The sequence below is a fragment of the Synechococcus sp. J7-Johnson genome (assembly GCF_024345795.1).
Taxonomy (GTDB): domain Bacteria; phylum Cyanobacteriota; class Cyanobacteriia; order PCC-6307; family Cyanobiaceae; genus Regnicoccus_A.
This window is the reverse complement of sequence record NZ_JAGQBU010000009.1, coordinates 57,737-71,038: the sequence shown is the minus strand read 5'-3', so window position 1 is coordinate 71,038 and position 13,302 is coordinate 57,737. Positions and strand designations below refer to the sequence as shown.

The window sequence follows — 13,302 nt, the reverse complement described above, 5'->3', positions numbered from 1 at the left end:
AATCTGCTTCAGGCGGCCACAGGCACCTGGTAACAAGCAATGCGCGCAAAGCCGGTGGGATCCAGCGAGGCTCCGCCCACCAGCACACCATCGATGTCAGGTTGGGCCATCAGCAGGTCGATGTTCTCCGCCTTGACCGAGCCGCCGTACTGGATCACCACATCGTCGTAGCCCACCCAGCCACGGATGAGAGCGCAGAGGCGGTTGGCTTCTTCGGCACCGCAGGTCTTGCCGGTGCCGATCGCCCAGATCGGCTCGTAAGCCACCACCAGGCGAGTTGGGTCAAGGCCTTCGAGGCCTTGGTCCACTTGTCGGCGGATCACACGCTCGGCTTCGCCCGCCTCCCGCTGGGAATCGCTCTCGCCCACGCACAGAATCGGGATCATTCCGGACTTCTGGGCCGTGCGGGCCCGCAGATTGATCTGCTCGTCAGTTTCGCTGTAGTACTTGCGAGGCTCGCTATGGCCGACGATCGCGTGGCTGACTCCATGCTCCAGCAGCATCGGGGCCGAGATCATGCCTGTGTAGGCACCAACGTCGTCCCAGTGCACATTCTGGGAGGCGATCTTCACAGGGCTGCCCTCGAGAGCTTCACTCAGGGCGGCGATGGCAGTGAAGGGAGGGGCAAGCACCACCTCCCGATCACTGGGCAGGTCTCCCAGCAAAGGCAGGAAAGCGGCGGCATAGGCCCGCGCCTCGGCGCAGGTCATGTGCATCTTCCAGTTCCCTGCAATCACAGCCTTGCGCACAGGATTGTCCTCGCCCAGAAGTGCCCCACAACCTAGGTCTCGGCGGGGACCACCAGTTTCGTGCGCGCGAATTCCACCGTGTCCCCTGGCCGCAGCTGAAGGCCGCGTCGACGCTCCACCGCTCCGTTGACCCTGACCTCTCCGCCCTGCACCCGCAGCTTGGCTTCGCCACCGGTTGCCACCAGGGCCTGAAACTTGAGGAATTGATCAAGCCGCAAAAGAATGGGGGCCGGATCGGCGCTGATAAGGTTCGCCGATGCTCGCACCCCCACCGGCCGGCTTTCGAGGGCTGCTGCCGCTGCTGAAGCCCCACCGCCGCAGGCTGGTGACCGGTGGCCTTTGCATGCTCGTGTTCGTGGCCTGCTGGCCCTTGCTCGCCGCCCTGGCAGGCCAGCTGATTCCGGCTATCGGCGCGGGCGATTTCCCTCGGGTTCTGCGGGCGATCGCCCTGGCCCTGGCGGTGTTCCTTGTGCAGAAGCTGGCCCAGTTCGGCCAGGACACCCTGCTGGCCTCCCCGGCGCTGCAGGTGAGTCAGGCACTGCGCAGCCAGTTGTTCGCCCGACTGCAACGGCTGGAGTTCTCGGCGTTAGAGAAACTCTCGGCCGGTGATCTCACCTACCGCCTCACCGAAGACGCCGACCGGGTCGGAGAGGTGATCTACAAAACGATCCAGGACACCACCCCAAGCCTGCTCCAGTTGGTGGTGGTCTTCGGCTACATGGTGTTTCTCGACTGGAAGCTGTCCCTGGCAACGCTGGTGCTGGCACCGCTTGTGGCGCTCATGGTCAGCGGGTTTGGCGCTCGGGTGATGGGAGCAGCTGAGCGCAGTCAGAAACAGGTGAGCGAGCTGGCGGGCCTGCTGGCCGAGGCCATCGGTGGCCTGCCGCTGGTGCGTGCATTCGCGGCCGAGGCCTGGCTGCAGAACCGCTTCGAGCAGGAAATCGATCTGCATCGGCGCGCTCGCTATCGCACCCTGCGCCTGCTGGCCCTGCAACATCCGGTGGTGGGCTTCATCGAAGCGGCAGGCATTCTCTCGGTGCTGCTTATCGGTGCGGCCCGTATCCAGGCCGGCGGGCTCGACAGCCAGGGGTTCAGCTCCTACGTGGCTGCGCTGCTGATGCTGATCGATCCGATCTCACACCTCACCACCAACTACAACGAGTTTCAGCAGGGGAAGGCATCCCTCAGCCGTCTGCGCGAGATCGAGCGCGAGCCGATGGAGATCCCTGACCGCCCCGGCGCCAAGCCCCTGGGCCCGGTGCGCGGTGGCCTCAGGCTGGAGAACGTCTGGTTTGGCTACGACCCCGAGCAGCCGGTGCTGCGGGATCTTGATCTGTGCGCCGAGCCCGGCCAGCTGGTGGCCCTCGTGGGTCCCTCAGGTGCTGGCAAGAGCACCCTGTTTTCGCTGCTGCTGCGTTTCAACACCGCCCAGCGCGGCCGGGTGCTGCTCGACGGCCAGGACCTGGCGGGCCTGCGGGCCGCCGACCTACGACGGGCCGTTGCCCTGGTGCCCCAGCAGAGCCGGGTGTTCTCCGGCAGCGTGGCAGAGGCGATCCGCTTCGGGCGAGCTGCCAGCGACGAGCAGGTACAGCAGGCGGCCCAGCTGGCCAACGCAGCGGGCTTCATCGAGGCCCTTCCCGAGGGGTACAACTCCCGCATCGAAGAGCGGGGCAGCAATTTCTCCGGCGGCCAGCTCCAGCGCATCGCCATCGCCAGGGCAGTGCTCGGTGATCCCGCTGTGCTGTTGCTGGATGAGGCCACCAGCGCACTCGACGCCGAGGCGGAGGAGGCGGTGCAGCAGGGTCTGAAGCAGGCGATGGCCGGTCGCACCGTTCTGGTGATCGCTCACCGCCTCTCCACAGTTCAGGGGGCCGACCAGATCCTGGTGCTCGAAGGAGGCGGCATCATCGAGCGCGGCAGCCATGATCAGCTCATGGCACGTCCCGGCCGCTACCGCGAGCTGTGCGACCGTCAGTTGATCCGGGTGGCGGCCTGAACCGCCACCATCGGTGATGCAGTCCAGTTCCACGCTCGAGCGACCATGGCTGAGATGCCCCAGTGGGAGTACCGGGTGATCCACATCAACGTGGAGAACAGCTCCCCACCCGCACCCCCCGACCCCCAGGCCGCCAGCCAGAAGTTGCAGGGAATCCTCAGCCCCGAATTCATCGCCCGGGAGTTTCCCGAGTTCTATGGCGCCGCCCAGACGCCCCGCCACCCGGCCGAGCAACTGCAGTTCTTCATGAACCTGCTCGGCAAGGAGGGTTGGGAGATGGTGGAGGCGGCCCAGGTGGGCCCCCTGCTGATGTTCTTCTTCAAACGGATTCGCCGGCCCACCCCGGCCAAGCTGCCGCCGGCTGGCACCTCGCTTGCTGCCCCAGCCTTGGAAGGCCCGCCGGGAGCGGCTTAACCTGCCTCCGCGACGACACAGTGGTGACCTTGACGGCCTCTTCCAACCAGCCCCCAGTGCTCACCTTCGAGGGCAAGCGCTACGAACTCAATGTCCTTCCCGACGACGTCAAGGAACTGGTGCGGGGCATGCAGGTGGCCGATGCCCAGCTTCGTCTCTACGAGGACACCCTGAAGGTGCTGGCAGTGGGCCGCCAGTCGATGGCCTTCCAGCTGAACGAACGGCTCAAGAGCATCCCCGCCCTTCCGGACGGGGTCTGAGCGAGACGACGATCAGGCTGGGGCATTCTCCGCGCCGGCCTGTGGCAGCGGCTCAAGGGCCTCGAAGCGGAAGGTCTGCCGGGCAGCGGGCTGACCCTCGGAGGCATCGGTATCGATCACCCGCTCGGCCAGCACCCAGGATCCGCTGCCGCCCAGGGGAACGAAGGTGTCGGTGAAGCGGCTCTTGCCACTCTTGGCGGCACCGGTGGCGGGGTCGGCGTACTGGCTGGTGTAGCTGCGGCTGAGGTAGCCGGCGCCGGTGTCAGTGGTGGATTCGGTGAAGATCGTCACCACCGTGCCGTGGATGTGGCGGTGCACCATCGTCACCACATCGCCCTTGATGCGGTAGCGATCGCCTGTGTTCTTGCCGCCCACGATCACCTCGGTGCCCACCGCATCGGTGTCTCCGGCAGTGAAGGTGTTCCCAGCGTGGGTCTGCTCGAAGCTGCGGCGCACCCGGTGGATCGCCACCTCCCACAGCTGCGAGGCCACGGCCTTGTGGATCTCGGCATCGTCGATGCCTTCCACGGTGGCCTTGAGATCAGCCCCCACCTGGAAGCTGCCCTCCACCCGGCGGTCGGGTTCGTCGCCAGCGCCCACCTGCTCCCACACGGCCCGGCCCTGGTAGCCGCCGAAGCCCGGATCCCAGGTGTAGCGGTTCTCGTAGGCGGCGCGGAAGGCGGGGGTGCAGTCGCTGCCAGGAGCGACGGGGGCTGAAAGGAGGGTGGCGCTCACGGAATCGCGGAGACAGGAATTCTTCGCTGACCCTAGGAACACCCGGGCCAGGCCAGGGGTCTGCCCGAGGTCAGGTTTCTACCGCCGCCTTCGTGGATGCCTGTTCGGGGATCCTTGATCGGGGGCCGGAGGCGCCGTGTTCATCGGGGCGCCGGTGACGGGCTGGTGATGAGGCCGATGAGCGCGACGATGGGCGACACCGCACGGGTGCCCATGGATCCCCCAGCGAGCGCAGAAGACCGCATGCCGCAGCTGATCAGTGGTTTTTTCATCCTGATTGGCTGCCTGTTCCTTGCCTGGGGCGTGGCCTGGTTCCTGCAGACCGCCCTCTTCCTCGGGCAGGCCCGCCCCGGTACGGGTGTCGTGGTGGGCGAGCGACGGTCCACCAGCGTCCGGATCAAGGGGCATTCTTCCTACCGTGAGGTCAGAACCACGCGGGCACCGGTCGTGGAGTTTCGCGATGGGGCCGGTGTCCGGCATCGCTTCGTGCCGTTGGCGTCCTCCCAGCAGGTCTATGAAACCGGAGAACAGGTGCCTGTTCTCTACGACCCGCTCCAGCCGGGGCGTGCCAACATCCGGTCCTTCGATGCGCTGTGGATGCGTCCGATTCTGTTGGTGAGCTTCGGAGGATCCATTGCAGGGTTCAGTGCCTGGATGCTGGTCATGTTTCAGCGCCAGCTGCACCCCGAGACCTCCAGAGCCAGCCGCCGGCGCTGAGAGGGCTCCGCTCAGCTCCAGGGTTGGTGCAGATCCTGCAGGGCATTCACCGGCAAGGCCTCACCCTGCAGCGACGCGATCGCCTCCACCGCCGCGCGGGCACCGGCCAGGGTGGTCACCGTGGGCACGGCGTAGTCGAGGGCTGCGCGGCGCAGGTACTGGTCGTCGTGGGTGGCCTGGCGGCCGATCGGGGTGTTCACAATCAACTGGATGCGGCCGGAGCGGATCGCGTCCTCAATGTTGGGGCGGCCTTCATGCACCTTCAGGATCGACTCCACCTCCAGGCCCGCATCCCGCAGCACCGCTGCGGTGCCGGTGGTGGCGATCAGAGCGAGCCCTAACTCCGAGAGGCGCTGGGCGACGGGCACCAGCGAGGGTTTGTCCCGGTCGTGGGTTGAGAGGAAGACAGTGCCGCCGAGGGGCAGGGCTTCACCGGCGGCAATCTCGGCCTTGGCGTAGGCCATGCCGAAGCTGGCGCCGCTGCCCATCACTTCACCGGTGGAGCGCATTTCCGGTCCGAGCAGGGTGTCGGAGCCGGGGAAGCGCTTGAAGGGCAACACCGCTTCCTTCACGTTCTGCAGGGGTGGTCTGGGCTCGCTGCTGAGGCCCAGCTCGCTGAGGCTGTGGCCGGCCATCAGCAGGCTGGCGATCTTTGCCAGGGGCACACCGGTGGACTTGGCCACGAACGGCACCGTGCGCGAGGCGCGGGGATTGGCCTCGATGATGAACACCCGCTCGGCCTGCACGGCGAACTGGAGATTGATCAGGCCACTCACATCGAGGGCCAGGGCCAGAGCCTCAGTCCACTGGTGGATCGTGGCCAGGGCCTGCTCCGAAAGCGACACCGCCGGCAGGGCGCAGGCCGAATCGCCCGAGTGGATGCCGGCCGGCTCAATGTGCTCCATCAAGCCGCCGATCACCACGGACCCCTGCCGGTCGGCGAGGGCATCCACGTCCACCTCTATGGCGTTCTCGAGGTACTTGTCGATCAGGATCGGGTGATCGGGTTCCACCTGCACCGCCTCCACCATGTAGCGGTTGAGTTCGGCTTCATCGAAGACCACCTCCATGGCGCGTCCCCCGAGCACATAGCTGGGGCGCACCACCACCGGATAGCCCACCCGATCGGCCACGGCGCGGGCCTCGGCCGCGCTGCGGGCCAATCCGTTACTGGGTTGGCGGATGTTCAGGCGGCGCAGAATCGCTTCGAACTGCTCCCGGTCTTCGGCCTGATCGATCGACTCCGGTGAGGTGCCCCAGAGGCGGGTGCCGGTGGCCTGGCCCTCCGGCCCGGCCAGCCAGCGCAACAGTGGGAGCGCGAGTTTGAGCGGGGTCTGGCCACCGAACTGAACGATCACTCCCTCGGGTTTCTCCGCCTCGATCACGTTGAGCACATCTTCGAGGGTGAGTGGCTCGAAGTAGAGACGGTCGCTGGTGTCGTAGTCGGTCGAGACCGTCTCCGGGTTGCTGTTCACCATCACGGTGGCGAAGCCATCGGCCCGCAGTGCGAAGGAGGCGTGGCAGCAGCAGTAGTCGAATTCGATGCCCTGGCCAATGCGGTTGGGACCGCCGCCGAGGATCATCACCTTGCGGCGTGACTCCGGTTGCACCTCATCCTGGGGTGCAAGGCGGATTGGAATGCCGGCGTCGTCGAGGTGCTCGATGGGGCGCTCGTAGGTGGAGTAGTGATACGGGGTGGTGGAGGCGAATTCCGCCGCGCAGGTGTCCACCGTCTTGAACAGGGCGTTCACACCGAGCCCCTGGCGGGTGCGGCGCACACTCAGCTCATCGCTGCCGCTGGCCCAGGCGATCTGGCGGTCGGAGAAGCCCAGCTGCTTCAGCTCCAGCAGATCCGCCGCCGAGAGCTGCTCGAGAGACCGTCCCCGCAGCAGGCGGTCTTCGGCCTCGATCAGGCGCCGCAGCTTGGCGATGAACCAGGGATCGATGGCGCTGAGCTGATGGATCTCGGCGTCGCTGCGGCCCGCCACCATCGCGGCGCGCACCGCGAAGATGCGATCCGGCGAAGGGGTGCGCAGCATCCGCTCCAGGTCGCTGGATTCCAGCGGCTGATCGGGGCGATCGCAGCCCCAGCCGGCATGGCCGGTTTCGAGCGAGCGCAGGGCCTTCTGGAACGATTCCTCGAAGCAGCGGCCGATCGCCATCGCCTCCCCCACCGATTTCATCGAGGTGGTGAGCACGGCCGGGCTGCCGCGAAACTTCTCGAAGGCGAAGCGGGGGATCTTGGTGACCACGTAGTCGATCGTGGGCTCAAAGCAGGCCGGTGTGGCGCCGGTGATGTCGTTGAGGATCTCGTCGAGGGTGTAGCCCACCGCCAGGCGGGCGGCGATCTTGGCGATCGGGAAGCCCGTGGCCTTGCTGGCCAGGGCCGAGGAGCGGCTCACCCGCGGATTCATCTCGATCACCACCACATCGCCGTTGGCGGGGTTGATGGCGAACTGGATGTTGCTGCCGCCGGTCTCCACGCCGATTTCACGGATGATCGCGATCGACTGGTCGCGCAGTCGCTGGTATTCGCGGTCAGTGAGGGTCTGGGCCGGCGCCACGGTGATCGAATCGCCCGTGTGCACCCCCATCGGGTCGAGGTTCTCGATGCTGCAGATGATCACCACGTTGTCGGCCAGATCGCGCATCACCTCCAGCTCGAATTCCTTCCAGCCGATCAGCGAGCGCTCGATCAGGATCTGGGACACCGGGCTGGCCACCAGTCCGCTCTTGCAGAAGGCCTGGAACTCCTCAGGGTTGTAGGCGATGCCGCCGCCGGAGCCGCCCAGGGTGAAAGCCGGCCGGATGATGAGTGGATAGGTGCCGATCTCTTCACCCACGCGCTCGGCTTCCTCCAGGGAGGAGGCGATGCCGGAGGGGCACACCGCCACCCCGATCCGCTCCATGGCTTCCTTGAACAGGCGCCTGTCCTCGGCCTTCTGGATCGCTTCGAGGTTGGCCCCGATCAGCTCCACTCCGAACTGCTCGAGGGTGCCGTCCTCCGCCAGGGAGACGGCCAGGTTGAGAGCTGTCTGGCCGCCCATGGTGGGCAGCAGGGCATCGGGACGCTCCAGCTCGATCACCTGCCGCACCACGGCGGGGGTGAGCGGCTCGATGTACGTCCGATCCGCCATCTCCGGGTCGGTCATGATCGAGGCGGGGTTGGAGTTCACCAACACCACTTCGTAACCCTCATCACGCAGTGCCTTGCAGGCCTGGGTGCCCGAGTAGTCGAATTCGCAGGCCTGGCCGATCACGATCGGTCCCGAGCCCAGCAGAAGGATGCGACGCAGATCCGACCGGCGGGGCATGGGCGGCGCTTGAACTGCCAAACGACGCCAGCCTCTCACGGCCCCACCACCAAGCCTGGCGGTGTGGCGCTGTGTCCTCGCTAACGTGAGCATCTTGTGATCAGCGAACGTGGCTCCATGAGCGAACTCCAGCGCCTGAAGGGGCTCCTCCCTCCGGAGATGCAGAGCTGGGTGTTCGTGGAAGCGGCCGCTTCCGCCGATCCCCCTCTGATCACGATTGAGGAGATCGGTCGCGACGAGGTGGAGGTTCAGGTGGATCTGCTCAAGTGGGAGCCTTTCGCCCTCGATCACCGCAACCTGCTCTTCTGGCATGAGGTGGGGCGCATCCAGAACGACGCCGTCCCTCGCGACGGCTGGGAGATGGCGGCCCTGGCAATCGGCCTGGGCGGCGCCATCGGCGAACTCTGGGTGCAGGACGGACTGCTGCTGATGATGGCTCTGGGGCTCTCCGGCTTCGCCGGCTACCGCCTCTACCTAAAAAACAACAACGAGAAGCGTCTGCAGGACGCCATCGCCGCCGACGAGCGAGCCATTTCCCTGGCCTGCCGTTTCGGCTACACCCTCCCCAACGCCTACAAGAGCCTGGGGGGAGCTCTAAAGGAACTGCTTGAGCAGACCCGCAAGAAACGTCGTCGCTCCTTTTACGAAGACCGCCTCGAGGCCCTGCGCAAGAGTGCTGGACGAGCCCGCGCTGAAATGGCTCAACAGCAGGGAAGCCGCCAGTCCGTGACAAGTGAGAACGTTTATGGCTGAATCAGCTCCCAGCCCCACTGTGCTGGCGTCCAGAGACAGCCGGGCGCTTGCCCTGCTTGCAGCCGAGGCCTGTGACGACCGCAAGGCCGTTGACATCTGTCTGATCCGGGTGGAGGAGGTCTCCTCCCTGGCCGACTGGTTCGTGATCTGCTCCGGCCTTTCCGAAGTGCAGGTGAGGGCCATTGCCCGCTCGGTGGAGGACCGGCTTGAGCTTGAGGCAGGTCGCCTGCCCCTGCGCAAGGAAGGTCAGAGCGAAGGCCGCTGGGTGCTGCTCGACTACGGCGAGCTGATCGTGCATGTGCTCACCCCAGCGGAGCGCCGCTACTACGACCTGGAATCCTTCTGGGGGCACGGAGAGCACGAGCCATTCCTAAGCTCGACTCAGCCCCTGTCCCAATGAATGGTCCCACTGGGCAGTTCGACAGCAGCCCATAGACCTTCCGGTGACTTCCCTGTGACTGCAATGGATCAGGCCTGCTCGGAGAGTCCCTGCCCGGTACCGCCCGAGCAGCGTCCCCTCGAGGAATACCGCCAGCTTTGCGCCTCCTGGTTTTTCGCCTGGCCGTCTCTCACCAACGCAGGTCTGAGGCGGCCCATGCTGATCAGCTGGCTTCTGGCTCTGCCGCTAACCGCCTTGATCAGCTCAGGCAGCTGGCCCCTGCGCCATGCCCCCCTGCGGCTGGCGGCCACGGCCGCCGTAGCGGCAGTGCTGCCGGCCCTGCTGTTGCTGACGCGTCAGTGGCTTGGCTGGTCCTATGTGAACCGTCGCTTGCTCTCCGAGCGGGTGGAGTACGAGGAATCAGGGTGGTACGACGGCCAGGTGTGGGAGAAGCCCCTGGCCTGGCGCCAGCAGGATCTGCTGGTAGCCCGCCACCAGGTGCGCCCTGTACTGGTGCGGCTGCGCCAGGCCCTCAGCCTCGCCATTCTGTTGCTCCTGGGGGGTTCAGGCCTCTGCCAGGCTCTCTGAGCGCTCCAACCGCGGTCCCTATCTCTCCCCGATGACCCTGTCTTCCAGCTTCGGCAGCCCTCAGCGCCCCGGGGTTCCACCCCTTGAGGTGCGCCTGCTGCGCAACGGCATCGCGGAGTCGCTCCATCGCGTCCACGCGGTGGTCTGCGACAAGCGCGGCCGGGTCCTGATGCGCGCCGGTGACCCCCAGCAGCTCAGCTTCGTGCGCTCGGCGCTGAAGCCGTTCCAGGCCATGGTCTTCGTGAGCAGCGGCGCCGCCGATCAGACCGGCAGTGGCGACCGCGGACTGGCCATTGCCTGTGCCTCCCATGCCGGCACCGCCGCCCACGCCCGCGAGGCCTTCAAGATCCTCTGGAGCGCGGACATCGAAGCCGAACAGCTGCAGTGTCCGACCCCGGTGGGGGCCGACAGCCCGCTCCAGCACAACTGCTCCGGCAAGCACGCGGCTTTCCTCACCACCTGCCGGCGTATGCACTGGCCGCTGGAAAGCTACCTGCACGTGGACCATCCCCTGCAGCAACAGATGCTGCGCCGGGTCGGGGAGCTGCTGGGGTTGCCAGGGGCCGAGCTGGTCACCGCTCGCGACGACTGCGGTGCACCGACACTGCAGCTGCCCCTGGCCCAGATGGCCCTGCTGTTCGCCCATCTCGGCTCTTCCGAGCATGCGGATCTGGAACGGCTCAGCCGGGCGATGCTCGCCTACCCGGAACTGGTGGCCGGTGAGGGCCGCTTCGACACCGAGTTGATGGCCCGGGGTCACGGCATGGTGATCAGCAAGGGTGGGGCCGAGGGCATCCAATGCCTCAGCCGGGTGGGCGAGGGTCTTGGTCTGGCGATCAAGGTGGAGGACGGCGCCAGCCGGGCCAAACACGCCGTGGCTCTGCACCTGCTTGAGCAGCTCGACTGGCTCACCCCGATCACCCTCGAAGACCTCAAGCGCCAGTTCCTGGTGCCCGGGGAGGGACTCGAACTGGCAGTGAGCGGAGAGTTGCGCTTCGACGCCGCCAACCCCTGAGGGCATCGGATTGCTGGCGGGCACCTCGGGCTGGTACTCTCATTTCGGCACCGCGGGGTAGAGCAGTCTGGTAGCTCGTCGGGCTCATAACCCGAAGGTCAGGAGTTCAAATCTCCTCCCCGCCACCAAATCACGAAGCCCGGTCATCTCAAGATGGCCGGGCTTTTTGATGGCGGCCCGACAAAGCTCTGCCCTAACGTCCCCCCCTGCTGCCGGCTGAGAAGCCATCGGATGTCGTCTGGCCTTGCCACTTCCCCAAGCTTCGATCCATCCATCACCTATGACGCCGTGGTGGTGGGCTCAGGAGCTACGGGCGGTGTGGCAGCGATGGTGCTGGCGGAGGCGGGTCTGAGGGTGCTGGTGCTGGAGGCGGGCCCCGAGCTGAGCCCGTCAAGGGCCTTCGGTCGTGAGCCAGGCAACAGCCTGCGCCGGCTGGCCAACCTCAGCAGCGGACGCCAGAACCTGCAGAGTCAGCATCCGGGGTACTGGAAGGCCAACCCCGATCTGTATGTCGATGAGATCGAGAACCCTTACACAACTCCCGAGCAGCGTCCCTTCCTGTGGAGCCGCGGACGGCAGGTGGGCGGCAGGAGCCTCACCTGGGGGGGCATCACGCTGCGCCTCTCCGACCACGAGTTCAAGGCGGCCGAGCGTGATGGCCATGGCCTGTCCTGGCCGATTGCCGGGGAGGATCTCAGCCCCTACTACGACCGGCTTGAGCGCATGCTCGGGGTGCACGGTCAGTGCGACGGGCTGCCCCAGCTTCCAGACGGCCAGTACCTGCCTCCCCTGCCCTTCACTCCCGCCGAGGAGCACCTGGGTGGCGCGATCTCCCGCGAGCTGGGCCTGCCCCTGATCCACTCGCGCGGCTTCCGGCTGCAGCCGCGTACGGCCAGCAGTCCATGGCCCCGTTCCTGCTCCCAGGGTGGTGCCCTGGCCCGTGCCCTGGAAATCGGCCGGGTCTGCCTGCGCAGCAATGCGGTGGTGAGCCATGTGGAGATCGGCAGCGGCGGGCTCGCAGATGGGGTCGTTTTTCTCGATCGACTCAGCGGCGCTCGCCACCGTGCCCGGGCCCGACTGGTGGTGCTCTGTGCCTCCACTCTCGAGAGCGTGCGGATCCTGCTGCACTCCGGCGAACCGCACCAGAGCCGGGGCCTGCCTGATGGCTCGGGCTGCCTGGGGCGGTACCTGATGGATCACATCTCCAGCAGCCGCTTCTTTGCCCTGTCCAATCAGCCCCCACCAGCTGAGGTGGCGGAACTGTCAGGGGCTGGCAGCGCCTTCATTCCCAACACACTTAATCTCGATGGCCGCGGTGATCTGCCCTTCCTGCGCGGCTATGGCATCTGGGTGGGGGTGCAGCGCTTTGATCCACCAGCGCCGTTCAAGCGCCACCCCCGCGAAGGGGTGGGTTTCCTGATCGGTCACGGCGAGGTGCTGCCCCAGGCCGGAAACCGGCTCACGCTCAGCACCTCAGTCAGCGACGCCTGGGGGCTGCCGGCCGCTCACATCGACTGCCACTGGGGGGAGAACGAGTTGCGCATGGTGGCGCACATGCAGGAGCGGATGCAGCAGGTGGTGGCGGCCGGCGGCGGAGAGATCCACCCCCTCCAGGACCTGTTCCTGTTCCCCTTGGCTGAACCCCTGCTTTGCCGCAGCGTGGCCCTCGCCCCCACGGCCGCACCGCCCGGTTACTACGTCCACGAGCTGGGCGGCGCGCGCATGACTTCAAGTCGGGAGGACGGAGTGCTTGATCCCTGGAACCGCCACTGGCAAGCGCCGAACCTGCTGGTGACCGACGGGTCCTGTTGGCCCAGCGCCGGCTGGCAGAGCCCGACCCTGACGGAAATGGCGATCACCTGGCGAGCCTGCGAGCGAGCGGCGGCGGATCTGCGCCGCTCCGGGATGTGAGCGGCTGCACACCAGCGGGTGCAACTGGTGTCGATGACCACAACCCGGCTGGATCTCAGGCCGCACAATCTGCAGGCGACCTTTCAACGGGTCGGGCAAGGGAGAAACGGCGGGAGCGGCAGCTTCCGCTTTTTTTTGAGTTTTTTCACCGCTGCCTGCCCTGACTTCAGCTTGAGCCGGCCTTCATGAACAGTCCATCCAGGTAGTGCTGGGTGACGCAGCGATCACTGCAGCCGTTCTGGAACAGGAAGCCGGCCAGGGCGGAGGTGATCAGGCGGTACTGATCCCAATGGGGGTGGCTGCGCATGAACTCGTGCATGCCATTGAAGAGGTCTTCGGGGATCTCCGCTTCCAGGCTGATGTCTGCGCGGCACCGGGGCTCTAGGCCATCGTGATGCATGGGCATGGATCCTCTGAAGTGACCCCAGAAAGCCACGGAGAGGGGGGTGTCGTCAAAGCGGCCTGGCGGCG

Annotated in this window: 14 protein-coding genes and 1 tRNA gene; 10 read left to right on the top strand and 5 right to left on the bottom strand. The window is 66.4% G+C overall.

Annotated elements, in window-relative coordinates:
* Positions 1 to 8: 8 nt before the first annotated feature.
* Together tpiA and KBY93_RS06660 are read right to left on the bottom strand one after the other, a co-directional pair.
* The gene (tpiA, locus tag KBY93_RS06665; protein WP_255093487.1) at positions 9 to 749 is read right to left on the bottom strand and encodes a triose-phosphate isomerase; all 741 of its coding nucleotides are present in this window, start codon (positions 747 to 749) and stop codon (positions 9 to 11) included.
* 32 nt (positions 750 to 781) lie between these two features.
* Entirely contained in the window at positions 782 to 967 is a 186-nt protein-coding gene (locus KBY93_RS06660) for an RNA-binding S4 domain-containing protein (protein WP_255093534.1), read from the bottom strand.
* Positions 968 to 1,005: 38 nt separating this feature from the next.
* On the opposite strand from KBY93_RS06660, the gene KBY93_RS06655 reads away from it, so the two are divergent.
* From KBY93_RS06655 to KBY93_RS06645, 3 genes are read left to right on the top strand one after another with little or no spacing between them, the layout of a single operon-like run.
* Positions 1,006 to 2,745 (top strand): ABC transporter ATP-binding protein, encoded by a 1,740-nt coding sequence (locus tag KBY93_RS06655; protein ID WP_255093486.1) that lies wholly within the window; start codon positions 1,006 to 1,008, stop codon positions 2,743 to 2,745.
* Between the two features lie 45 nt (positions 2,746 to 2,790).
* Positions 2,791 to 3,159, top strand: a complete 369-nt coding sequence (locus tag KBY93_RS06650) for a hypothetical protein (protein ID WP_255093485.1) — start codon at positions 2,791 to 2,793, stop codon at positions 3,157 to 3,159.
* Between the two features lie 29 nt (positions 3,160 to 3,188).
* Entirely contained in the window at positions 3,189 to 3,419 is a 231-nt protein-coding gene (locus KBY93_RS06645) for a DUF6447 family protein (RefSeq protein WP_094554089.1), read from the top strand.
* Between the two features lie 12 nt (positions 3,420 to 3,431).
* Here the strand turns inward: KBY93_RS06645 and KBY93_RS06640 are convergent, their stop codons facing one another.
* Positions 3,432 to 4,154, bottom strand: a complete 723-nt coding sequence (locus KBY93_RS06640; protein ID WP_255093484.1) for a DUF3386 domain-containing protein — start codon at positions 4,152 to 4,154, stop codon at positions 3,432 to 3,434.
* 177 nt (positions 4,155 to 4,331) lie between these two features.
* On the opposite strand from KBY93_RS06640, the gene KBY93_RS06635 reads away from it, so the two are divergent.
* Complete coding sequence (locus tag KBY93_RS06635) at positions 4,332 to 4,871, top strand: DUF3592 domain-containing protein (RefSeq protein WP_255093483.1); 540 nt, start codon at positions 4,332 to 4,334, stop codon at positions 4,869 to 4,871.
* Positions 4,872 to 4,882: 11 nt separating this feature from the next.
* On the opposite strand, the gene carB is transcribed toward KBY93_RS06635, so the two are convergent.
* On the bottom strand, positions 4,883 to 8,185 hold the full coding sequence (gene carB / locus KBY93_RS06630; protein WP_255093482.1) for a carbamoyl-phosphate synthase large subunit: 3,303 nt from the start codon (positions 8,183 to 8,185) through the stop codon (positions 4,883 to 4,885).
* Positions 8,186 to 8,302: 117 nt separating this feature from the next.
* On the opposite strand from carB, the gene KBY93_RS06625 reads away from it, so the two are divergent.
* The 6 genes from KBY93_RS06625 to KBY93_RS06600 all read left to right on the top strand — a co-directional run bounded on the left by KBY93_RS06625 (position 8,303) and on the right by KBY93_RS06600 (position 12,831).
* Positions 8,303 to 8,938: a DUF3318 domain-containing protein gene (locus KBY93_RS06625; protein WP_094553793.1), complete on the top strand. Its 636-nt coding sequence runs from the start codon at positions 8,303 to 8,305 to the stop codon at positions 8,936 to 8,938.
* Complete coding sequence (gene rsfS / locus KBY93_RS06620) at positions 8,931 to 9,338, top strand: ribosome silencing factor (RefSeq protein ID WP_255093480.1); 408 nt, start codon at positions 8,931 to 8,933, stop codon at positions 9,336 to 9,338. Before KBY93_RS06625 ends, rsfS begins: the two co-directional genes overlap by 8 nt.
* Positions 9,339 to 9,401: 63 nt before the next feature.
* A complete protein-coding gene (locus KBY93_RS06615; protein ID WP_255093533.1) occupies positions 9,402 to 9,905 on the top strand; it encodes a CGLD27 family protein in 504 nt (167 codons plus the stop codon).
* A 31-nt stretch (positions 9,906 to 9,936) separates the two neighbouring features.
* Positions 9,937 to 10,920 (top strand): asparaginase, encoded by a 984-nt coding sequence (locus KBY93_RS06610; RefSeq protein ID WP_255093478.1) that lies wholly within the window; start codon positions 9,937 to 9,939, stop codon positions 10,918 to 10,920.
* 51 nt (positions 10,921 to 10,971) lie between these two features.
* Positions 10,972 to 11,048: transfer RNA gene (locus KBY93_RS06605), tRNA-Met, on the top strand.
* Positions 11,049 to 11,151: 103 nt separating this feature from the next.
* Positions 11,152 to 12,831 carry a GMC oxidoreductase gene (locus KBY93_RS06600; RefSeq protein WP_255093477.1) on the top strand — a complete coding sequence of 560 codons (1,680 nt, stop codon included), beginning with the start codon at positions 11,152 to 11,154 and terminating at the stop codon, positions 12,829 to 12,831.
* Between the two features lie 166 nt (positions 12,832 to 12,997).
* Here KBY93_RS06600 and KBY93_RS06595 read toward each other — a convergent pair whose 3' ends face one another.
* On the bottom strand, positions 12,998 to 13,231 hold the full coding sequence (locus tag KBY93_RS06595; protein ID WP_255093532.1) for a DUF2811 domain-containing protein: 234 nt from the start codon (positions 13,229 to 13,231) through the stop codon (positions 12,998 to 13,000).
* Positions 13,232 to 13,302 lie beyond the last annotated feature (71 nt).